The organism is Streptomyces sp. WMMC940 (assembly GCF_027460265.1).
Lineage (GTDB): Bacteria > Actinomycetota > Actinomycetes > Streptomycetales > Streptomycetaceae > Streptomyces.
This window is the reverse complement of the sequence record NZ_JAPZBC010000001.1, coordinates 3,593,449-3,613,194: the sequence shown is the minus strand read 5'-3', so window position 1 is coordinate 3,613,194 and position 19,746 is coordinate 3,593,449. Positions and strand designations below refer to the sequence as shown.

Annotated in this window: 19 protein-coding genes and 1 riboswitch; of the genes, 15 read left to right on the top strand and 4 right to left on the bottom strand. The window is 72.5% G+C overall.

Features of this window, described 5'->3' with window-relative positions; translation table 11 throughout:
* Positions 1-52 precede the first annotated feature (52 nt).
* A riboswitch (cobalamin riboswitch) is annotated at positions 53-189 on the top strand.
* 37 nt (positions 190-226) lie between these two features.
* The 4 genes from cobN (at position 227) to O7595_RS15840 (ending at position 7,879) form a co-directional block, all read left to right on the top strand.
* Positions 227-3,865: a cobaltochelatase subunit CobN gene (gene cobN, locus O7595_RS15855; RefSeq protein WP_269729332.1), complete on the top strand. Its 3,639-nt coding sequence runs from the start codon at positions 227-229 to the stop codon at positions 3,863-3,865.
* Between the two features lie 224 nt (positions 3,866-4,089).
* The gene (locus O7595_RS15850) at positions 4,090-6,075 is read left to right on the top strand and encodes a TerD family protein (RefSeq protein WP_269729331.1); all 1,986 of its coding nucleotides are present in this window, start codon (positions 4,090-4,092) and stop codon (positions 6,073-6,075) included.
* Between the two features lie 58 nt (positions 6,076-6,133).
* Entirely contained in the window at positions 6,134-6,706 is a 573-nt protein-coding gene (locus tag O7595_RS15845; protein WP_269729330.1) for a DM13 domain-containing protein, read from the top strand.
* A 12-nt stretch (positions 6,707-6,718) separates the two neighbouring features.
* The gene (locus tag O7595_RS15840) at positions 6,719-7,879 is read left to right on the top strand and encodes a methyltransferase (RefSeq protein WP_269729329.1); all 1,161 of its coding nucleotides are present in this window, start codon (positions 6,719-6,721) and stop codon (positions 7,877-7,879) included.
* Positions 7,880-8,007: 128 nt separating this feature from the next.
* On the opposite strand, the gene O7595_RS15835 is transcribed toward O7595_RS15840, so the two are convergent.
* On the bottom strand, positions 8,008-8,415 hold the full coding sequence (locus O7595_RS15835) for a rodlin (RefSeq protein WP_269729328.1): 408 nt from the start codon (positions 8,413-8,415) through the stop codon (positions 8,008-8,010).
* A 201-nt stretch (positions 8,416-8,616) separates the two neighbouring features.
* On the opposite strand from O7595_RS15835, the gene O7595_RS15830 reads away from it, so the two are divergent.
* Positions 8,617-8,859, top strand: coding sequence for a hypothetical protein (locus O7595_RS15830; protein ID WP_269729327.1), 243 nt, complete (start codon positions 8,617-8,619; stop codon positions 8,857-8,859).
* Positions 8,860-8,998: 139 nt separating this feature from the next.
* Here the strand turns inward: O7595_RS15830 and O7595_RS15825 are convergent, their stop codons facing one another.
* Complete coding sequence (locus O7595_RS15825) at positions 8,999-9,409, bottom strand: rodlin (protein ID WP_269729326.1); 411 nt, start codon at positions 9,407-9,409, stop codon at positions 8,999-9,001.
* 331 nt (positions 9,410-9,740) lie between these two features.
* On the opposite strand from O7595_RS15825, the gene O7595_RS15820 reads away from it, so the two are divergent.
* The 3 genes from O7595_RS15820 (at position 9,741) to O7595_RS15810 (ending at position 11,492) form a co-directional block, all read left to right on the top strand.
* Positions 9,741-10,151, top strand: coding sequence for a rodlin (locus O7595_RS15820; RefSeq protein ID WP_027734391.1), 411 nt, complete (start codon positions 9,741-9,743; stop codon positions 10,149-10,151).
* A gap of 176 nt (positions 10,152-10,327) precedes the next feature.
* Complete coding sequence (locus O7595_RS15815; RefSeq protein WP_269729325.1) at positions 10,328-10,561, top strand: chaplin; 234 nt, start codon at positions 10,328-10,330, stop codon at positions 10,559-10,561.
* A gap of 112 nt (positions 10,562-10,673) precedes the next feature.
* Positions 10,674-11,492 carry a chaplin gene (locus O7595_RS15810; protein ID WP_269729324.1) on the top strand — a complete coding sequence of 273 codons (819 nt, stop codon included), beginning with the start codon at positions 10,674-10,676 and terminating at the stop codon, positions 11,490-11,492.
* Positions 11,493-11,665: 173 nt separating this feature from the next.
* Here O7595_RS15810 and O7595_RS15805 read toward each other — a convergent pair whose 3' ends face one another.
* Positions 11,666-12,919, bottom strand: coding sequence for a glycosyltransferase family 4 protein (locus O7595_RS15805; RefSeq protein WP_443071634.1), 1,254 nt, complete (start codon positions 12,917-12,919; stop codon positions 11,666-11,668).
* Between the two features lie 298 nt (positions 12,920-13,217).
* Here O7595_RS15805 and O7595_RS15800 point away from each other — a divergent pair, with 298 nt between their 5' ends.
* The 5 genes from O7595_RS15800 to O7595_RS15780 all read left to right on the top strand — a co-directional run bounded on the left by O7595_RS15800 (position 13,218) and on the right by O7595_RS15780 (position 16,213).
* A complete protein-coding gene (locus tag O7595_RS15800) occupies positions 13,218-13,457 on the top strand; it encodes a chaplin (protein WP_093653916.1) in 240 nt (79 codons plus the stop codon).
* Between the two features lie 167 nt (positions 13,458-13,624).
* Entirely contained in the window at positions 13,625-13,864 is a 240-nt protein-coding gene (locus O7595_RS15795; RefSeq protein WP_269729323.1) for a chaplin, read from the top strand.
* A 328-nt stretch (positions 13,865-14,192) separates the two neighbouring features.
* On the top strand, positions 14,193-14,480 hold the full coding sequence (locus O7595_RS15790; protein ID WP_269729322.1) for a hypothetical protein: 288 nt from the start codon (positions 14,193-14,195) through the stop codon (positions 14,478-14,480).
* A gap of 214 nt (positions 14,481-14,694) precedes the next feature.
* Positions 14,695-15,198, top strand: coding sequence for a DUF5949 family protein (locus tag O7595_RS15785; RefSeq protein WP_269729321.1), 504 nt, complete (start codon positions 14,695-14,697; stop codon positions 15,196-15,198).
* A 376-nt stretch (positions 15,199-15,574) separates the two neighbouring features.
* The gene (locus tag O7595_RS15780; protein ID WP_332328171.1) at positions 15,575-16,213 is read left to right on the top strand and encodes a vitamin K epoxide reductase family protein; all 639 of its coding nucleotides are present in this window, start codon (positions 15,575-15,577) and stop codon (positions 16,211-16,213) included.
* A gap of 16 nt (positions 16,214-16,229) precedes the next feature.
* Here O7595_RS15780 and O7595_RS15775 read toward each other — a convergent pair whose 3' ends face one another.
* Positions 16,230-17,867 carry an IclR family transcriptional regulator domain-containing protein gene (locus O7595_RS15775; RefSeq protein ID WP_269729320.1) on the bottom strand — a complete coding sequence of 546 codons (1,638 nt, stop codon included), beginning with the start codon at positions 17,865-17,867 and terminating at the stop codon, positions 16,230-16,232.
* 103 nt (positions 17,868-17,970) lie between these two features.
* Between O7595_RS15775 and O7595_RS33870 the strand changes: the two genes are divergently transcribed.
* Both O7595_RS33870 and O7595_RS15765 read left to right on the top strand, forming a co-directional pair.
* On the top strand, positions 17,971-18,471 hold the full coding sequence (locus O7595_RS33870; protein WP_443071633.1) for a CoA-transferase: 501 nt from the start codon (positions 17,971-17,973) through the stop codon (positions 18,469-18,471).
* Positions 18,472-18,477: 6 nt separating this feature from the next.
* A complete protein-coding gene (locus O7595_RS15765) occupies positions 18,478-19,668 on the top strand; it encodes a thiolase family protein (protein WP_269729319.1) in 1,191 nt (396 codons plus the stop codon).
* The last annotated feature ends 78 nt before the right edge of the window (positions 19,669-19,746 follow it).

Genomic DNA, 19,746 nt, shown 5'->3' with positions numbered 1-19,746 from the left:
CGAGCATACCCACGTCCTTCCAGGTGGCCGCCCTGCCGGCGGGCCGCAGCCTCTACTATGCAGAACGGCACAGGGTCCCAGGGCCCTAGGGAGGAAGCCCGGTGGGAATCCGGCGCGGTCCCGCCACTGTGAACCGGGTCCCGGCGACGGGGTCCGGTGAGTCAGGAACTCCCGCCGACCACGACCACCCGGGGCGCGGAAACCCCGAGGAAGGCCTGCGCACGCGATGACGCACGCGACGATCCTGCTGCTGTCGACCTCCGACACCGACCTGCTCAGCGCCCGCGCCGCCGAGGGCCCGGTCCGGTACCGCTTCGGGAACCCCTCCCGCCTCCCACTCGACCGGCTCCCCGAGCTCCTCGACGGCATCGATCTGGTCGTCGTGCGCCTCCTCGGCGGTGTCCGCGCCTGGCAGGAGGGCCTCGACGCGCTGTCGGCGCAGGGCCGGCCGGTGGTCGTCCTCACCGGCGAACAGGCCCCGGACGCCCAGCTGATGGAGACGTCCACCGTCCCCATCGGCATCGCGGCCGAGGCCCACGCCTACCTCGCCCACGGCGGCCCGGACAACCTGGAGCAGCTCGCCCGGTTCCTGTCGGACACCGTCCTGCTCACCGGCCACGGCTTCGCACCGCCCGCGCCCGCCCCCACGTGGGGCGAGCTGGAGCGCACCCCGCGTCGCGACAGCGGCCCGGTCGTCGCCGTGCTCTACTACCGGGCCCACCACATGAGCGGCAACACCGCCTTCGTCGGCGCCCTGTGCGACGCCGTCGAGGACGCCGGCGGCCGGGCCCTCCCGCTCTACGTCGCCTCGCTGCGCGCCCCCGAGCCGGAGCTGCTGGAACGGCTCCGCGACGCCGACGCCGTCGTCACCACCGTCCTCGCCGCCGGCGGCACCCGACCCGCCGAGGCCCAGGCCGGAGGGAACGACGAGGCGTGGGACGCGGGCGCGCTCGCCTCGCTCGACGTGCCCGTGCTGCAGGCCCTGTGCCTGACCGGGCCGCGCAGCGCCTGGGAGGAGAGCGACGAAGGGCTGTCCCCGCTGGACGCCGCTGGCCAGGTCGCCGTCCCCGAGTTCGACGGTCGCCTCATCACCGTGCCGTTCTCGTTCAAGGAGATCGACGAGGACGGCCTCCCGGCGTACGTCGCCGACCCCGAGCGCGCCGCCCGCGTCGCGGGCATCGCCGTGCGCCACGCCCGGCTGCGGCACATCCCCAACGCCGAGAAGCGCCTCGCGCTCGTCCTCTCCGCGTACCCGACGAAGCACTCCCGCATCGGCAACGCCGTCGGCCTCGACACCCCGGCCTCCGCCGTGGCGCTGCTGCGCCGGCTCCGCGACGAGGGCTACGACTTCGGTACCGAGGAGATCCCCGGCCTGGCGTCCGGCGACGGCGACGAACTGATCCGCGCGCTCATCGAGGCCGGCGGCCACGACCAGGACTGGCTCACGGAGGAGCAGCTCGCCCGGAACCCGGTCCGCATCCCGGCCGCCGACTACAAGCGCTGGTACGCGACCCTGCCGCAGGAACTGCGCGAGCACGTCGAGGAGCACTGGGGCCCGGCGCCCGGCGAGATGTTCCTGGACCGCTCCCGCAACCCGGAGGGCGACATCGTCCTGGCCGCCCTGCGCCGCGGCAACCTGCTGATCGTCATCCAGCCGCCACGCGGATTCGGCGAGAACCCGATCGCGATCTACCACGACCCCGATCTGCCGCCCTCGCACCACTACCTCGCCGCCTACCGCTGGATCGCGTCCCCGCAGTCGAATGGGGGTGCCTCCCAGGCCGAAGGCTCTGGGGGAGGGTTCGGCGCGGACGCGATGGTCCACCTCGGCAAGCACGGCAACCTGGAGTGGCTGCCCGGCAAGAACGCCGGGCTGTCCGCGGCCTGCGCGCCCGACGCCGCGCTCGGCGACCTGCCGCTGGTGTACCCGTTCCTGGTCAACGACCCGGGAGAAGGCACCCAGGCCAAGCGCCGCGTCCACGCCACCCTCGTCGACCACCTCGTCCCGCCGATGGCCCGCGCCGACTCCTACGGCGACATCGCGCGCCTGGAGCAACTGCTCGACGAGTACGCCCAGATCTCCGCCATGGACCCGGCGAAGCTGCCCGCGATCCGCGCCCAGATCTGGACCCTGATCCAAGCGGCGAAGCTCGACCACGACCTCGGGATGCAGGACCGCCCCGACGACGACGGCTTCGACGACTTCCTGCTGCACGTCGACGGCTGGCTCTGCGAGGTCAAGGACGCCCAGATCCGCGACGGACTGCACGTCCTCGGCAGCGCGCCCACCGGCCCCGAGCGGGTCAACCTCGTCCTGTCGATCCTGCGTGCCCGGCAGATCTGGGGCGGCACGACCGCCCTGCCCGGACTGCGCGAGGCGCTCGGCCTCGACGAGTCCGCCGCGACCCGGACCACCGCCGACGAGGCCGAGGCCAGGGCCCGCGCCCTGGTCGAGGCGATGGAGGACGCCGGCTGGGACCCGGCCGCCGTCGCCGCCGTGGCCGAGGGCCACGGCGGGGCCGTCGCCGACATCCTCGACTTCGCCGCCCGGGAGGTCGTCCCGCGCCTCGCCGCCACCACCGACGAACTCGACCACGCCGTCCACGCGCTGAACGGCGGCTTCGTCCCGGCCGGACCGTCCGGCTCGCCGCTGCGCGGCCTGGTCAACGTCCTACCGACGGGCCGGAACTTCTACTCCGTCGACCCCAAGGCCGTGCCCTCCCGCCTCGCCTGGGAGACCGGTCAGGCCCTCGCCGAATCCCTCCTGGAGCGCTACCGCACGGACAACGGCTCCTGGCCGACGTCCGTCGGACTGTCCCTGTGGGGCACGAGCGCGATGCGCACCGCCGGCGACGACGTGGCCGAGGCGCTGGCGCTGCTCGGCGTCCGCCCCGTCTGGGACGACGCCTCCCGCCGCGTCAACGGCCTCGAACCGGTCCCGCTCGCCGAGCTCGGTCGCCCCCGCATCGACGTCACCCTGCGCATCTCGGGCTTCTTCCGCGACGCGTTCCCGCACGTGATCGGCCTCCTCGACGACGCGGTCCGGCTGGCCGCCTCGCTCGACGAGCCCGCCGACGACAACTTCGTACGCGCCCACGCCCAGGCCGACCTCGCCGAGCACGGTGACGAACGGCGCGCCACCACCCGTATCTTCGGCTCCCGCCCGGGCACGTACGGCGCCGGACTGCTGCAGCTGATCGACTCCCGCGACTGGCGCACCGACGCCGACCTCGCCGAGGTCTACACGGTGTGGGGTGGCTACGCCTACGGCCGCGGCCTCGAAGGCCGGGCGGCGCGGGAGGAGATGGAGACGGCGTACAAGCGGATCGCGGTCGCGGCGAAGAACACCGACACCCGTGAGCACGACATCGCCGACTCCGACGACTACTTCCAGTACCACGGCGGCATGGTCGCCACCGTGCGCGCCTTGCGCGGCACCGCGCCGGAGGCGTACATCGGCGACTCCACCCGCCCGGAGACGGTCCGCACCCGCACCCTCGTCGAGGAGACCTCCCGCGTCTTCCGGGCCCGCGTGGTCAATCCCAGGTGGATCGAGGCGATGCGCCGCCACGGCTACAAGGGCGCCTTCGAACTCGCCGCCACAGTGGACTACTTGTTCGGCTACGACGCCACGACGGGCGTGGTCGCCGACTGGATGTACGACAAGCTCGCCCAGGCGTACGTCCTGGACCCGGAGAACCGCGAGTTCCTCCAGCAGGCCAACCCCTGGGCCCTCCACGGCATCGCGGAACGACTGCTGGAGGCGGAGTCCCGCGGTATGTGGGAGAAGCCCGACCCGGTGGTCGTCGACGCCCTGCGCCAGGTCTTCCTCGAGACGGAGGGCGACCTGGAGGGCGACGGCTGACCGGGGCCCCACCGCGGAAGCACTCCGGCCGTACCCGGCCACCGCCCGGCGATGTCCGGACCGGACCGGCGACGGCCGGAGTGCTTCCGTTTTTGTCTGGGACACCCCGAATTCCCTGTACGGAGCGCTAGGGTTCACTCACGTGCCGGGGTGTGAGGTGGGTCACCCCGCGTGTCTTTCGGGCTGCCCGGTGAGCCGGAAGCAGCGTGCATCAGGGGGGCCTCATGCGTGAGATGGTCAGCGGAGCCAACATCGATCTGGCTGCTCTCGGCGACGAGGCCCAGGCGGTCATCGTCAGCCTGAGATGGAGCAGCCCGGCCGGTGACGGTGACGCCGACGTGTCGGTGCTGCTGCTCGGGGCGGACGGCAAGGTCCGCAGCGACGCGGACTTCTTCTTCTACAACAACCCCACGGCCGCGGACGGTTCCGTCCAGCTACTGGGCAAGATCCCGGCGGAGGAGGGCGACGAGGACCGCATCACCCTCGATCTGGCCGCGATCCCCGCGGACGTCGACCGGATCGTGGTGACTGCGAGCCGCTACGAGGGCGCCCGGTTCAGCGAGCTCGACGGGCTCCGGCTCACCCTCGCCGACCGCACCGGCGAACGGCTGCTGAGCTATGCCGTCCCGGACGCCGGCGACGTGAGCGCGCTCATCTTCGGGGAGCTCTACCGGCGCGGCGAGAGCTGGAAGTTCCGTGCCGTCGGTCAGGGGTACGCCTCCGGACTGGCCGGGCTCGCCACCGACTTCGGGATCGCGATCGAGGACGACACGGACGACGGGCGGGACGACGCCACGGAGGCCGCGTCGGCGCCCACCGCGCAGGAGCCCGCGCCGGAGACGGCGCTGCCCCGGACCGGGCAGCCGGCCCGGGAGACCACCGCCGGCAAGCCCTCCGGACACCGGACCCGCACGGTCAGGAAGAAGGTCACCCTGCCGAAGGCGGCGAGGAAGTCCCTCGCCGAGAACGACTCCTGGAGGACCGCTCGTCTGTTCCCCGTTTCCGTGCTGAAGAGCGACCGTGAGCGCGAAATGCGCGCCACCTCCGTCCTGTTGTCGGTGATGTCCCAGGTTCCGGAGTTCGGCCGGCGGCTCACGGCCGGCTTCGGCGCACCCGCCGGGCGGGCGGAGACGTTCACGGAGGTCTCACTGCCGCACGGCGACACACCCCGGAGGCCGGACGGGGTGATCCGGATGGAACGTGCGGGCAAGCTGTGGACGGCGCTCATCGAGACGAAGACCAACGGCAACGCCCTGAAGCCGGACCAGGTCCAGGACTACGTCGACATCGCCGCACGTCGCGGCTACGAGGCCGTGATCACGCTCACGAACGACGTGGCCCTGGAGGGCCGGCCACTCGTCGACGTGAAGATCGACGGGCGTCGCAGGAACAAGGTCGCGCTGTGGCACCTCTCCTGGGCCGAGGTCGCCCACCAGGCGCAGATGCTGATCCGGCACGAGGGCGTGGGCAACGCCGCCCACGCCTGGCTCCTTCAGGAGCTGCTGCACTACCTCCAGCACGAGAACTCCGGTTGCCACGGCTTCCAGAACATGGGGCCCGCCTGGGTCCCCGTACGACGGGGCATCGACGAGGAGACCCTGTGCCAGGGCGACCGGCGCGCCGTGGAGGTCGTCGAGAACTGGGAGAGGCTGATACGGCAGGTCTGTCTCCGGCTCGGCGGTGAACTCGGCCAGAAGGTCCTGCCCGTGCAGCGCGCGAAGCGCGGCACCGACCCCGATTTCCGCCGTGCGGGGCTCGCGGACGACCTCTGCACGGAGGGACGGCTCACCGCCGAACTGCGCATCGAGGGGACTCCCGGCATCATGGCGATCACCGCTGATCTGCGGACCGGGAAACTCCGTACGTCCATCGAGATCCCGGCGCCCGAGCAGGGGTACCCACTGACATGGGCGAAGCGGCTCGTGCGGCAGTTGGCCGAGGCCCCCGCCGACCTCCATGTCGAGACGCTGACCGACGGATCGGCGGGAGGCCCGCGCGGCACCCTGGAACGCCTGCGTCCGGAGCCGGGCGACATCCTCCCCCGGGACGACGCGCAGATCACCGGCTTCCGGCTCTCGCTGTTCAAGAGCATGGGCAACACCCGCGGCAACGCGGAATCCGGGTTCATCCGCAGCGTCGACCGGGCCGTCGACCGCTTCCACGCCGGCGTGGTGACCCAGCTCGACCGGCGGAGCGGTCGGCGGGCGTAAGACTTCCGTCACCACCGGGAACGTTCCTTTCGCGGTCCTGTGCGACTTGAATGGAGCCATGAGGACATCGGTGGTACGCAGACCCGTGGTGATCGTGGGGCTGGTGGTGGTCGCGGTGGTGGCCGTCGCCGGGCTGTATTGGTTCCAGCCCTGGAAGCTCTGGGTGGACGAGACCGTGCGCGAGGAACTGCCCGCGGCCGCCCCGGCCGCACCGGCCTCGCCGGACGGACCGGGGGCGTCCGCGGACACGGCGCCGCCGGCCGCGTCCGCGCCGGAGGTGCTGGCCACGGGAAGCTTCATTAGCCATGAGCACGCCACGAACGGCAGTGTGAAGATCGTCCGGCTCGCGGACGGCTCCCGCACCCTCCGGATCGAGGGCCTGGACACCAGCAGCGGCCCCGACCTGCGCGTCTGGCTCACCGACGCGCCGGTGAAGGAGGGCAAGGACGGCTGGCACGTCTTCGACGACGGGCAGTACGTCAGCCTCGGCAAGCTGAAGGGCAACAAGGGCGACCAGAACTACGCGCTGCCCGCCGACGCCGATCTCAACCGCCTGACCAGCGTCACCATCTGGTGCGACCGCTTCGACGTCTCCTTCGGCGCCGCGGAGCTCGGCAAGGCGGCCGCGTAGCCTGAGAGCACGATGAACATCTTCACCACGTCATGGGGCGACCTCGGGCTCACCCGCTTCCCCGAGGACCCCCGTGACCGGCTCCGCGCCTGGGACGCCTCGGACGAGTACCTGCTGCGCCACCTGGAGGGCGAGACGCTCGGCGGCACCGTGGTCGTGGTGGGCGACCGCTGGGGAGCGCTGGTCACGGCACTCGCGGCGCACCGGCCCGTGCAGATCACCGACTCCTTTCTCACCCAGCGGGCGACCCGCGCCAATCTCGTCCGCAACCGCTCCGCCGCCGAGGCCGACGGCGTACGGCTGCTGTCGACCCAGGACACCCCGCCGGACCGGATCGACGTACTGCTGGTCCGCGTCCCCAAGAGCCTCGCGCTGCTCGAGGACCAGCTCCAGCGGCTCGCGCCCCGGCTGACCGCCGACACGCTCGTGGTCGGCACGGGCATGGTGACGGAGATCCACACCTCCACGCTGAAGCTCTTCGAGCGGATCATCGGCCCCACCCGCACATCACTGGCGGTCAAGAAGGCCAGGCTCATCCACTGCGCCCCCGAACCGGACCGCACCGGACCCGCGGCCGTCCCGGACGCCCCCTGGCCCCGCAGCTACACGCTTCCGGCCGGCATCGGCGTCATGTCGGGACGCCCGGTGACCAATCACGCGGGGATCTTCTGCGCCGACCGCCTGGACATCGGCACCCGCTTCTTCCTCGAACACCTCCCCGACCGCCGCGGTCCGCTCCGCGTCGTGGACCTGGGCTGCGGCAACGGCGTGGTCGGTACGGCCGTGGCGGTCGCCAACCCGGAGGCCGAGGTGGTGTTCACGGACGAGTCGTTCCAGGCCGTCGCCTCGGCCGAGGCCACCTTCCGGGCGAACACCGGGCCGTCCGCCGGTGCCGCCTTCGCCGTCGGCGACGGGCTGTCCGGGACCGAGCGCGAGTCCGTCGACCTGGTGTTGAACAACCCCCCCTTCCACACCCACCGGGCGCTGACCGACAGCACCTCGTGGCGCATGTTCACCGGCGCCCGCAGGGCCCTGCGCCCCGGCGGCGAGCTGTGGGTGATCGGCAACCGGCACCTCGGCTACCACGTCAAACTGCGCCGGATCTTCGGGAACTGCGAGACCGTCGCGAGCAATCCGAAGTTCGTGGTACTGCGCGCGGTGAAGCGCGGCTGACGGGCGGGACGCCGAGCCGGAGGCCGGGAGCCGGTCCGGGACCTACGCGCGGGGGCCCGGCCCGCCGAACCGCGAGTAGCGGTCGGCCGAGCCGGGCCCCTGGGCCCTGAACCGTGGCGTGTACGGGATCAGTGGTTGTTGACGCCGTTGCCGGAGAGCACCGGGACGTCGTCCAGGACGTGCGACAGCGGCTCGTCGCCCTTGGCCTGGGTCGAGTTCTCGGCGCACTGCTGGTCCTGCGGGTTGGCCAGGACGCTGAGGTCCTGGACGCCGACCGGCACCAGACCGACGAGCGAACCGGCGTTCAGCTTGGCGGGCAGGCCCACGCACAGCTTGTTCAGCGAACCCTGAACGGCGCTGAGCTGCGGGCTCTGGGCGCCGTAGGTGGCCGAGTTGCCGTAGACCTGCGCGGCGTCGTTGCCGCTCAGCGACGTGGTGCCGCCGTCGTCGCCGATGGCCATTGCCTGCGGGGCGGCGGTCAGCGCGGCTCCGGCCACGGACGCGGTCACGGCTGCTGCTGCCCACAGCTTCTTCATGGTGATTCCCTTCGGGGAGGTTCGCGATGTTCGGGGCGTCGGGATGCGCACTCCACCGGTGAATGATGGACGCAGTGATCAACACCGGCCTGCGCGCCCCGGTTGCGGCCTGTAACCCGATCGGCCCAGCGCGGAGGGCGCTGTTCGGGACGTTCGGTTCTTTCGCACCAACGAGCCCGGGCGGTAAGGGATATTGGGGGCATGGCGGAGCACAAGGGCCGTTGGGAACGGCAGGGGCTGATTCCGGCGAGCCGCAGGGAACCGGAAGGCGCGAGGGAGCCGGTGGACCGGGTGAGGCCGGCGGCCCGGCCGGTCGCGGACCGCTCGGTGGAGCCCATCTACGCGTCTCTCATGGCCAGTTGGTACGCCCAGGGGAGGGCCGTTCCCGGCGTCCATGACCGTGAGTGGTCCGACCTCGTCTCCTGGTCCTGGCCCCGCTGGTGAGCGGCCGCCGCTCCCACCGGCGGGCGCGGTACGTCGGCGCGGCGACACGGCCTCCGACAGGGCTCCGGGCGCCCACGCGAACGGGCCGGGCCGCCGCGGAGCACCGCGAACGGCCCGGCCCGGTCGGCGTGGCCGAGGGTCAGCCGTTGCTCTGACCGTTGGCCGAGAGCACCGGGATGTCGGAGAGGATGTGCGACAGGGCCTCGTCGCCCTTGGCCTGGGTCGAGTTCTCCGTGCACTGCTGGGCCTGCGGGCTCGACAGGACGTTGAGGTCCTGGACGCCGACCGGCACCAGACCGACGAGCGAACCGGCGTTCAGCTTGGCGGGCAGGCCCACGCAGGGCTTGTTCAGCGAACCCTGGACGAGTGCCATCTGCGGGCTCATGTTGCCGTACGTGGCGGAGTTGCCGAACACCTGCGACGCGCCGACACCACTGGCCGACGTGGTGCCCGTGTCATTGCCGACGGCCAGGGCCTGCGGCGCCGCCGCGGCCGAGGCGCCGACGACCGACGCGGTGACGGCCGCAGCCGCCATAGCCTTCTTCAGCACGAGTTGATCCCTTTCCTGGGTTCAGGGTCCTTGGGGTTCCGGGTTCCCGGGGTTCTGAGAGGGGACTGAGGTGCCCGTTTCCCGGAGCCTCCTGACCAACTCGGACCAGCGGACTTGGTTCCTCCGCTTCACTCCAAAGGACGGTGCCGACGGCGGTCCGCGTGCCCTCCGGCCAGGCGGTTCCCTCACCCGCCGGCGGCCTTCGGGCGCGCGTCGCGAACGACGCGTCATGAGGGCTGTTCGGGTGAAGCCCCGCAACCAAACGTCCTCCGTCCAGTTTGAGTCGGTGCGCAGACGAGCTGGAGTGTTCCTGCAGAAAGGCAAGCAAGTGATGATCAAGAAGGTTATGGCTGCGGCTGCGGTCACGGCCTCCGTAATCGGTGCCTCGGCCGCCGCCGCCCCCCAGGCCCTGGCCATCGGCGACGACACCGGTACGACGTCCGCCAGTGGCGTCGGTGCCTCGCAGGTGTTCGGCAACTCGGCCACCTACGGCGCCCAGAGCCCGCAGCTCGCCCTGGTCCAGGGTTCGCTGAACAAGCCCTGCGTGGGCCTGCCCGCCAAGGCCAACGCCGGTTCGCTCGTCGGTCTGGTGCCGGTCGGCGTCCAGGACCTCAACGTCCTGTCGAGCCCGCAGGCCCAGCAGTGCACGGAGAACTCGACCCAGGCCAAGGGCGACGAGGCCCTGTCGCACATCCTCTCCGACATCCCGGTGCTCTCGGGCAACGGCGAGGGCAACGGCTGAGCACCCGTTCCGGCCCGGTCGTCGGGTTCGGCCGTCCGGGCATTCGAGTGAATTGAGCGGGGTCCCGGGCCGCAGAAGGGTTTCTTCGGTCGGCACGGCTCGTTGGCAGAGCGTCGTGGCATTGCCCGTGCATTTCCACGGCACTCACTCCGACCGCCGAACAGAAGGAATCCGATATGAAGTTCAGAAGGACCACGACGGTGCTGGCGGGACTCGTGATGGCCATGGGAATGGCTTCGCCCGCGCTCGCGGACTCCGGTGCGACCGGTGTCGCGGCCGGCTCGCCGGGAGTGCTCTCCGGGAACGTCATCCAGATTCCGGTACACATTCCGGTGAATGCCTGCGGCAACTCCGTCAATCTCATTGCCGTGCTGAACCCTGCGTTCGGCAACCTCTGTGTGAACGACTGACATCCAGTCCTCGCATACAGCCCTGAAGGGTCGTTTTCCGTCGGTCCTGGGGCGTGCCCTGCGGCACCGCCCCGGGATCGGCTCGCGAAGCGAAAGCGGGAAGAACAACAACATGCGACAGGTCATCAGCAAGGGAATTCTGACGGCCGCGGCGGCCACCGGGATTCTGTCCTTGACCAGTGTGTACGCCAGCGCCGACTCCCAGGCCGACGCCGAGGCCGCGAACTCGCCCGGCGTACTGTCGGGCAACAACGTCCAGGCCCCCGTGCACGTGCCGGTCAACGTCTGCGGGAATTCCCTGAACGTGGTCGGGGTCCTCAACCCCGCGTTCGGCAACGCCTGCGTCAACGCCTCCGACGAGGGCGCGGCCGGATCCGCGGGCGCGTCCGCGGACGGTGCCGCTGTGGGCTCCCCGGGCGTCGCCTCCGGCAACAACGTCCAGGTGCCGGTGGACATCCCGGTCAACGCCTGCGGGAACACCATCGACGTCATCGGCGCCCTGAACCCGGCGGGCGGCAACAACTGCGGCAACGGCACGGCCGAGACGCCGCTGACGCCGGAGGTGCCCGAGACCCCGGTCACGCCGGAGTCGCCGGAGGTGCCCGAGACCCCGGTCACGCCGGAGTCGCCGGAGGTGCCCGAGACCCCGGTCACGCCGGAGTCCCCCGAGACGCCCGAGACGCCGGAGATCCCGGTCACCCCCGAGATCCCCGAGGTGCCCGAGGTGCCCGAGATCCCCGAGGTGCCCGAGGTCCTGGTCCCCGTGGTGGACACCCCGGTCGACGACCGGGTCGTCGACTCCTCGACGACGGAGCAGCTGGCCCAGACCGGCGGCAACGCCGGCACGCTGGCGGCCGGTGCCGCCGCGGTCGGTCTGCTGGCCGGCGGCGCCCTGCTGTACCGCCGCGGGACGGCCGCCGCGCGTCGCTGAACGGCCGCGCCCCCGTGTGAACCCGGCCGGGAGAGTCCCCTCATCGGACCCTCCCGGCCGTTTCGCGTCCGGACGGACCGTCCGGCCGACGACGGGCCCGGGGCGGGCCCTCGCCGGGCGGACGCGTTCCGGGAACGGCCCCGCCTACGGGCCGGGGTGCTCGAGCGCGGTCGTCAGTCTCCCGTCGTGCCGCCGACCGCGGGCCGGGCGGCCGACACCTCGCGGTAGACGTTCGCGATCGCGGAGGCGCTGTGCCGTACGTCGTGTGCGGCGAGGACGTGCTGGCGGCCCTGGCGACCGAGCGTCCTGCGCAGCGGGCCGTTGAGCAGCAGGTCGCCCACGGCCGTGGCCAGGGCGTACGGATCCTGCGGGGGCGTCGTGCAGAACAGCGCGTGCCCCGGGGGCAGGCTCTCCCGTGTTCCCGCGACATCCGTGACCACGACCGGCCGGCCGCAGGCCATCGCCTCCAGGGGCGTCAGGGCCATGCCCTCCCAGCGCGACGGGACGACGACCAGGTCAGCCGCCCGGTACCAGGGCGCGGAGTCCGGCTGGTCGCCCGCGAACCGGACGGACGCCGGGGCCGACGCGTGCAGGGCGTCGGCCCCGGGGCCGTCCCCGACCAGCACGAGGCGGGCGTTCGGCAGTCTGCGCAGGACCTGCTCCCATGCCGCCAGCAACACGTCCTGCCCCTTCTGCCGGCACAGCCGTCCCACGCACACCACGAGCGGCGCGGACGCGGGCAGGTCGGCGACCAGCGGCGGAAGGTTCCGCCGCGCTCCGTCCGCGGCGGGCCGGAACCGCTCGGTGTCCACGCCGTTGGGGACGACGGTCCACAGCGCCTCGACGCCGGCCGCCGCGCCTCTGCGCCGCTCCGTCTCGCTGACGCAGACGATCCGGTCCGCCCAGCGGGCCCCGTAACGCTCCCAGCGGCGGGCTGGACCGGCCAGGACGCCGCCGGCCTGACCGAACGACCAGACGTGCGGCTGGAAGACGGTGGGGATCCGGCCGCGCAGCGCGAGCCGGGCGGCGAGCCCGGCCTTGGGCCCGTGGGCGTGCACCAGCCGTGGGCCCGCCACGGCGACGATCCTCGAGAGTTGCCCCACCTCGCGGGGCAGCAGTGGGCCGGCCCTCTTGCCGGCACGCCACCGGTGGACACCGGCACCGAGCGCGAGCACGGCGTCCGCGAGCATGCCGCCGCCCGGGCAGGCCACCGCCACCGGGATTCCTCCGCGGACCTGATGGGCCACCAGGTCCAGGACGACCCGGGCCATCCCGCCGTCGGCCTGCTGGACGACGTGGAGCACGACCGTCCGGCCCGCACGCGGGGCCGAGCCCGGGCCGGACGGCGGGCGCTGGACGGTGCGCCGGACCGGGTCGGGGCCCTCTCCGGACGGAAGGGCCGGCGGGAATTCCGGTGCACGGGGCATCGGAAGGTGATCCGGCTGCTGCCGGGACTCAGCATGCTGCGCGGATCGTCGATTCCGATTCATATCCAAGGCTATTCACATGAGCGGGCCGGTGGGGGGCGGCTTCGTGCGCTCTTCGCGGAGCCGGCGCGAGAGGTGACTCTAGCCCTAATTCATTCCGGCGCCGGACCGTTCTTTCCCTGTCCGGACCGGAACGTCAGGGTGCGGATTAATCCTTTTGGCGTTCCTCCGTGTCCGGACTTCGGGTGCCCTCGTTGTTGCTTGCGCCGCATCACTAACCCCCCGGAAGGAAGAAATAATGAAGCGAATCGCGAAGTCGGTCGTGTTTGCGGGCACGGGCGTCGCCCTGATCATGGGCGGTGCGGGCATGGCCGTCGCGGACAGCGGCGCGGCCGGTGCCGCCGAGGGCTCGCCCGGCGTCGCGTCCGGCAACGTGGCCCAGGTTCCGGTCCACGTCCCGGTGGGCGTCTGCGGCAACACCGTCGACGTCGTCGGTCTGCTGAACCCGGCCTTCGGCAACGTCTGCGCCAACGACTGACGCGTGCGGGCGTCCGGCGGGCACGCCGCTGGACGCCCGCAACCCTGTGCGCCGACCGGTTGTTCACTCCTTCGGCCGCACAACCTGGCAGACCTCGCTGCCGTTGAACCATCGGACCGGGCAGTCACGCACGGCCACTGAACATTTTGACCAAGGAGTGCTTCTCCATGTCGCGTACCGCGAAGGCTTTCGTCCTGTCCACCCTCGCCGCCGCCGCTGTTGCGGGTTCCACCGGCATCGCCGCCGCCGACAGCGGCGCGGAGGCCGCAGCGGCGAACTCGCCGGGCGTGCTCTCCGGCAACTTGGCCCAGGTTCCGGTCCACGTTCCGGTCAACGTCTGCGGCAACACCGCCGACGTCGTCGGTCTGCTGAACCCGGCCTTCGGCAACGCCTGCGTCAACGACTGATCGCCTGCACGGGCGCCTCGGGCCGCCCTTCCCGCCGCGGCGGGAAGGGCGGCCTTCTCGTGCCGGGTGCGTTCACGGGGCCCGGACCGGCCGCCGTCCCCGCCCGTGACCGGCGAGAGGACTCCGATAGGAACATCCGAACGGGGAGCTTCATTCGGGTGGGCCGGGAGAATCCCCGGTTCTCGGGGTTTCCGGCCCGGGTGACGGATCGTTACAGAAGACGTAACAGCACAGAAAAGCACGACAGGGCATGCCGGGCATCCGCAATGTGCCCCAAGCCTCCGCCACTTGTGCGCGCGACACGCGTTGCCGAAGGAGATATTCACTGATGAAGCCCATGAAGGTCGCTGCGGTCGTCGCCGGTTCGCTGGTCGCCGCGGGTGCCTCGGCCCCGGCTTTCGCCGCTTCCGAGCTCGCTCCGACCAGTCTGAACGGCGCGCTGGGTACCGTCGCGAGCGAGACCACGGGTGCCGTGGAGCCCCTCACGAACAGGACGCTGGACACGGAGCGGGACGGCTCGCTGCTGAACACGGTCCAGGGCACCGCCGACGACCTGAACAGGAGCAAGGCGGGCGCCCCGCAGCAGCTCCTCGGTGGGCTCCCCCTGGGCGCCTGAGCGGCGTCCCCGGTACGGTCCCGGAAGGCCCGGCGGAAGGATTCCGCCGGGCCTTCCCCGCCTCCCGGGCCCTGCCGCCGCCGGTCCGCCGGCCGCGGCGGGTCTGCGCACGGTTGAGCGAGTGCGACCCCTTCGGGCTAATCCGGCGGTGGGCTCCCCCGCGCGTGTGACATGGGTGCCCGAAGGGTTCGGCTAAGTCGCTATGGTCCCGAACGTGACCTCAACCCGCGGCGCGGTACGCGCCTTCCGCCCGGCCCGACTGGGCACCCTCGTCGTCATCGCCTGGAGCGGGGAGCACCCCGACGACGAGCGCGACATGCCCTTCCTGCTGGCCTACGCACTCGGCGACGGCGACGGCGGACCGGAGGGGGCCGAGGCCGCGGCCCGGCAGCTGCTCGACGACGTGGGTCTGCCGGTCGGGACCGAGTTCGTGGACGCCGCCGAGTCCGCCGGGTTTCCCGTCACGTTGCTGGTGGAGGCGGGCCAGGCCGTGCTGACGATGCCTCACCTCACCGCGCAGTGCACGGTGCCGCAGGAGTGGCTGGCCGCGGTACGGGACCGGGGGCACGTGTACTTCATCTTCGCGACGCGGCCCTGGCCGGACGCCGCGCCGGGGGTTCCGGTCACCGAGGACAGGCTCCGGGAGTTCGTCGGTGACGAGTCCGTGCTGTCGACAGCGGCGCACTGCCTGCTGCCGGTCCGTCAGCTGCGTGGCTGAGCCGTCACCGGGCGGCAAGAGGCCCGGCAACGGCGGTACGACCGCCGGCCGGGCCTGGTTCACACCTTGCTGGTCAGAGCTGCCGGACACCGCTCGCCGGGCGGGAGGGCGCGCGGTGCGCGTCCGCCCGGGCTGTCCCGGCGAGCCTGAGTCGTATTCCGGTGCCCGCGGCGGCGGCCGCCGCCGGGTGAGGAAGCGTCAGCTTCACGGTGGCCTCCTGTCAGAGGGGGTTGTGGACACCCGCGACGCTAGTCCGCATCTGACGATCCGTCGTGTCGAGCGGGGCGGCGATTACTGCGTGTGCGCATCGGCCCAGGTGACGGAGGGCCGGGGAATCAGCCGGACGGATCCGGCCGGAGAGGGAGTCTGGAGAGACATGGGGACACGAGCCAGAAGGCGCGTCGCGCGTCCCGTGACGGCACCGGACGCCCCCGCGACCGGGGTGGGCGCGAGCCGGGGCTTCGCCCTGATGCTCGTGGTCACGGGCGCGGCGGGGCTGCTCGCCTCCTGGGCCATCACGCTCGACAAGTTCCGGCTGCTGGAGGACCCGGGCTTCACCCCCGGGTGCAGCCTCAACCCCGTCGTGTCGTGCGGGAGCATCATGAAGAGCGAGCAGGCGGCCGTCTTCGGCTTCCCCAACCCGATGCTGGGGCTCGTCTCGTACGCCGTGGTGATCGCGGTGGGCGCCGGGCTGCTGGCGGGGGCCCGGTACCGGCGCTGGTTCTGGCTCGCGCTCAACGGGGGAGCGCTCTTCGGGGTCGCCTTCTGCACCTGGCTGCAGTTCCAGTCGCTGTACCGGATCGGTGCCCTCTGCCTGTGGTGCTGTCTCGCGTGGGTCGCCACGATCGTCCTGTTCTGCCGGGTGACGCGGCACACCGTCGGGCACCGGATGCTGCCGGCGCCGGCCGGGCTGCGGGACGGGCTGCGGGAGTTCGGCTGGCTGCCGCCGGCCGCGTGGACGGGGATCATCGGCATGCTGGTGCTCACTCGCTGGTGGGACTTCTGGACCGGCTGAGTCCGCCGGGCGGTGGTCAGACCTCGGGGACGCGGGCGAATCGACCCGCGATGTGGAGGTCGGACTCGATCGCGGCGGCCGTGGCCCGGAGAGCGGGGAGGACCTCGGTGAGGCACTCGCCGGTCGTGCGGCGGGCCGTGTGCATGGCGACGTTCAGCGCGGCGACGGTGCGGCCCGTGTGGTCCCGCACGGGGACGGCCAGCGAACGGAGCCCCTCCTCCAGCTCCTCGTCGACCAGCGCGAACCCCTCGTCGTGGACGCGGTCGAGGAGCCCGAGCAGGCGCGGCGGTTCGGTGACGGTACGTGAGGTGAGCGGGCGCAGTGCGGTGCGGGCGAGACGGTCCGCACGCTCCCCGGCGGGGAGCCCGGCCAGCAGGACCCGCCCCATGGAGGCGGCGTACGCGGGGAAGCGGGTGCCGATGGTGATGTCGACGCTCGTGATCCGCTCGGTGGCGACGCGCGCGGTGTAGCGGATGTCGTCCCCGTCGAGAACCGCGAGGGACGCGGAGTCGTGCACGCGACGCACCAGTTCGGCCATGTGCGGTACGGCGACGTCGGGGAGCGTCGTCCGGGACAGTGCGGGGAGGCCGAGGGACAGCACGCGCGGAGTGAGCCGGAAGACGCGGTCCCCCGAGCCGACGTAGCCGAGGTGTTCCAGGGTGATGAGCGCACGGCGGGCGGTGGCCCGGGCCAGGCCGGTGGCCTCGGCCACTGCGGTGAGGGACAGTTCGGGACGGCCCTCGCCGAAGGCGGTGATCACGGTGAGCCCCCTGGCCAGCGACTCCACGAACTCAGCGCCGAGTTCCTGCTTGGAGGCCGTGGTCCAGTGAGCGAGGCCGTTCGGCGAGGGTGCCCGCGAGGCCGGGCGGTCCCGGCGCAACTCCTCCTCCATCGCGGCGACCGTCTCCCGCACCACGGGCAGCACGGCGCGGCCGAGGGAGTCCGCGGTGTGCCGGCTGGTGTGGCCGACCACGCTCACCGCGCAGACGACGGAGCCCTCGCGGTCGTGCACGGGCAGGGCGATGGCGACCAGTCCCGGCTCGATGAGCTGGTCGTCCACGGCCCAGCCGGCCTCGCCGGAGCGTGCTGCCCGTCGCCGGAACGCCTCCTCCGCGTCGGCGGTCCTTCCGGCCCCGTCGGGCGGGGCTCCGTCCTCGGCTCCGGGGGCGTCACCGCTTCGGGCTGCCCATGTGCCGTCCGTCCATCCGGCCGCGAACACCGCTCCCGCGGCGGTGCGTTCGTACGGCAGCAGGTCGCCGATCCGGAAGGTGGGCGACATGGCTCGCCGCCGGGCGGTCTGGTGGACGAGGCGGATGCCGTCGCGGTCGGGGACGGCGAGCGAGACCGGTTCGTCGAGCTCGTCGGCGAGACGCTCGGCGAGTGGGCCGAGCCGGCGCGGCAGGGACAGCGCGGCGAGGTAGGCGTTCCCCAGTTCCATGAGCCGTGGGGCGAGCCGGACCTCATGGGCCCGGAGGCGTACGTACCCCATCCGCGCCAGCGTCGCCGCGACGCGGTCGGCGGTCGAGCGGGCCAGCCCCGTGGAGCGCGCGAGGTCGCTGAGGTCCATCCGGCCGCCCGCGTCGCTGAGTGCGCGCAGCACGGCGATACCGCGCATCAGCGGAGCCACGGCCTCTGCGGGGGGAGCGGCTGGCATCGGTTCTCCAGGGCGTTGACACGTGTGCCGGGTGCACGCAGACTCATGGCGAGCCGAAGATGAACTCTAGTTCATATGGCGAACGGATCGAGTGGAAGTCTCCATGGACAGAGTCAAGCGGTCCGCCGCCGAGGCGGTGGGCGACGCCGCGGACCGTGCGTCGCTCGCCGTCGCGTCGCCGCCCGAGGAGGTCGGCGCCTTCGACGACCGCGACCACGCCCTCGAGCACGGCATCACCACCGACTTCCCCCTGGTGCGGGTCGCCCGCGGGGACCGCCACGACACCGTGGTGCTGGGAGCCGTGCAGGTCTCCGAGCGGGGGGACCTCGCCGACCGGGCCGTCCCCGGAGGAACGGTCAGGGGAGCGGGAGGCGCGACGGACCTCGTCCACGGCGCCCACCGGGTCGTGGTCCGCACCGACCGCACCGCCGAGGACGGCTCCCCGGAACTCGTCCGTGCCTGCACGCTCCCCCTCACGGGCCGGAGGTGTGCACCGGGTCTTCACCGACCTCGGGGCGCCGGACACCAACGCCGCCGGGTTCGCACTCGTCGAGACCGCCCCCGGGGTCATCCCCGACGAGGTACGAGACAAGACAGGAGCTGAGCCGTCATGACCGACCGCCTCCGTGACGTCTACGTCGTGGACGCCGTCCGCACCCCCATCGGCAAGTACGGGGGCGCCCTCGCCGGGGTGCGGCCCGACGACCTGGCCGCCGGGGTGCTCGGCGCCCTCGTCTCCCGTACGCCCGAGCTCGACCCGGCACGGATCGACGACGTCTTCTTCGGCGACGCCAACGGCGCGGGCGAGGACAACCGGGACGTGGCGCGGATGGCCGTGCTGCTCGCCGGCCTGCCGGTCACCGTGCCCGGCACGACCGTCAACCGGTTGTGCGGCTCCGGCATGGAGGCCGTCATCCAGGCCGCGCGCGCCGTCGCCGTCGGCGACGCGTCCATCGCCGTCGCGGGCGGCGTCGAGTCCATGAGCCGCGCGCCCTGGGTGCTGCAGAAGCCCGAGCGCGGCTTCCCCGCCGCCCACCAGCAGCTGCACTCGACCACGCTGGGTTGGCGGATGGTCAATCCGCGGATGCCGCAGGAGTGGACGGTGGGCCTCGGCGAGGGCGCCGAGCTGCTGGCCGACCGGTACGGCATCGGTCGCGACGAACAGGACGCGTTCGCCCTCGCCAGCCACCGCAACGCCGCCCGCGCCTGGGCCGACGGGCTGTACGACGGCGAGGTGGTCCCCGTCGACGGAGTGGACCTGACCCGGGACGAGTGCATCCGTGACACCACCTCCACCGAGGCCCTGGCCGCGCTGAAGCCGGTCTTCCGCGAGGACGGCACCGTCACCGCGGGCAACTCCTCGCCGCTCAACGACGGCGCCGCCGCGCTGCTGCTCGTGGACGAGGACGGGCTGCGCGCCACCGGCCGGGAGCCGCTCGCCCGCGTCGGCGCCTCGGCCGTCACCGGTATCGAGCCGCAGTACTTCGGCGCGGGCCCGGTCGAGGCCGCCCGGCGTGCGCTGAAGAAGGCCGGCCGCGAGTTCGGCGAGCTGCAGACGGTGGAGCTCAACGAGGCGTTCGCCGCGCAGGCGCTGGCCTGTCTGCGCCAGTGGCCGGACCTCGATGCGGCCCGCGTCAACCCGCGCGGCGGTGCCATCGCCATCGGCCATCCGCTCGGCGCCTCCGGCGCCCGGCTCACCGGGGCCGTCGCCCACCAGCTCGCGGCCGCGGGCTCGGGTACGGGCCTCGCGGCGCTGTGCATCGGCGTCGGGCAGGGGCTGGCCCTGGTCCTGGAGAGGTGACGGGACCGGATCGGGGGCCGTCGAACTCCGCTTCGGCCCCCGCGCCCATCGCCTCGACCTGTCCTCCCTCACCGGGGG

Excerpts from the sequence above, each read along its gene's own strand:
- cobN (WP_269729332.1), top strand. The coding sequence starts at position 227 with ATGACGCACGCGACGATCCTGCTGCTGTCGACCTCCGACACCGACCTG.
- O7595_RS15850 (WP_269729331.1), top strand. The coding sequence starts at position 4,090 with ATGCGTGAGATGGTCAGCGGAGCCAACATCGATCTGGCTGCTCTCGGC.
- O7595_RS15845 (WP_269729330.1), top strand. The coding sequence starts at position 6,134 with ATGAGGACATCGGTGGTACGCAGACCCGTGGTGATCGTGGGGCTGGTG.
- O7595_RS15840 (WP_269729329.1), top strand. The coding sequence starts at position 6,719 with ATGAACATCTTCACCACGTCATGGGGCGACCTCGGGCTCACCCGCTTC.
- O7595_RS15835 (WP_269729328.1), bottom strand. The coding sequence starts at position 8,415 with ATGAAGAAGCTGTGGGCAGCAGCAGCCGTGACCGCGTCCGTGGCCGGA.
- O7595_RS15830 (WP_269729327.1), top strand. The coding sequence starts at position 8,617 with ATGGCGGAGCACAAGGGCCGTTGGGAACGGCAGGGGCTGATTCCGGCG.
- O7595_RS15820 (WP_027734391.1), top strand. The coding sequence starts at position 9,741 with ATGATCAAGAAGGTTATGGCTGCGGCTGCGGTCACGGCCTCCGTAATC.
- O7595_RS15815 (WP_269729325.1), top strand. The coding sequence starts at position 10,328 with ATGAAGTTCAGAAGGACCACGACGGTGCTGGCGGGACTCGTGATGGCC.
- O7595_RS15810 (WP_269729324.1), top strand. The coding sequence starts at position 10,674 with ATGCGACAGGTCATCAGCAAGGGAATTCTGACGGCCGCGGCGGCCACC.
- O7595_RS15805 (WP_443071634.1), bottom strand. The coding sequence starts at position 12,919 with ATGCCCCGTGCACCGGAATTCCCGCCGGCCCTTCCGTCCGGAGAGGGC.
- O7595_RS15800 (WP_093653916.1), top strand. The coding sequence starts at position 13,218 with ATGAAGCGAATCGCGAAGTCGGTCGTGTTTGCGGGCACGGGCGTCGCC.
- O7595_RS15795 (WP_269729323.1), top strand. The coding sequence starts at position 13,625 with ATGTCGCGTACCGCGAAGGCTTTCGTCCTGTCCACCCTCGCCGCCGCC.
- O7595_RS15790 (WP_269729322.1), top strand. The coding sequence starts at position 14,193 with ATGAAGCCCATGAAGGTCGCTGCGGTCGTCGCCGGTTCGCTGGTCGCC.
- O7595_RS15780 (WP_332328171.1), top strand. The coding sequence starts at position 15,575 with ATGGGGACACGAGCCAGAAGGCGCGTCGCGCGTCCCGTGACGGCACCG.
- O7595_RS15775 (WP_269729320.1), bottom strand. The coding sequence starts at position 17,867 with ATGCCAGCCGCTCCCCCCGCAGAGGCCGTGGCTCCGCTGATGCGCGGT.
- O7595_RS33870 (WP_443071633.1), top strand. The coding sequence starts at position 17,971 with ATGGACAGAGTCAAGCGGTCCGCCGCCGAGGCGGTGGGCGACGCCGCG.
- O7595_RS15765 (WP_269729319.1), top strand. The coding sequence starts at position 18,478 with ATGACCGACCGCCTCCGTGACGTCTACGTCGTGGACGCCGTCCGCACC.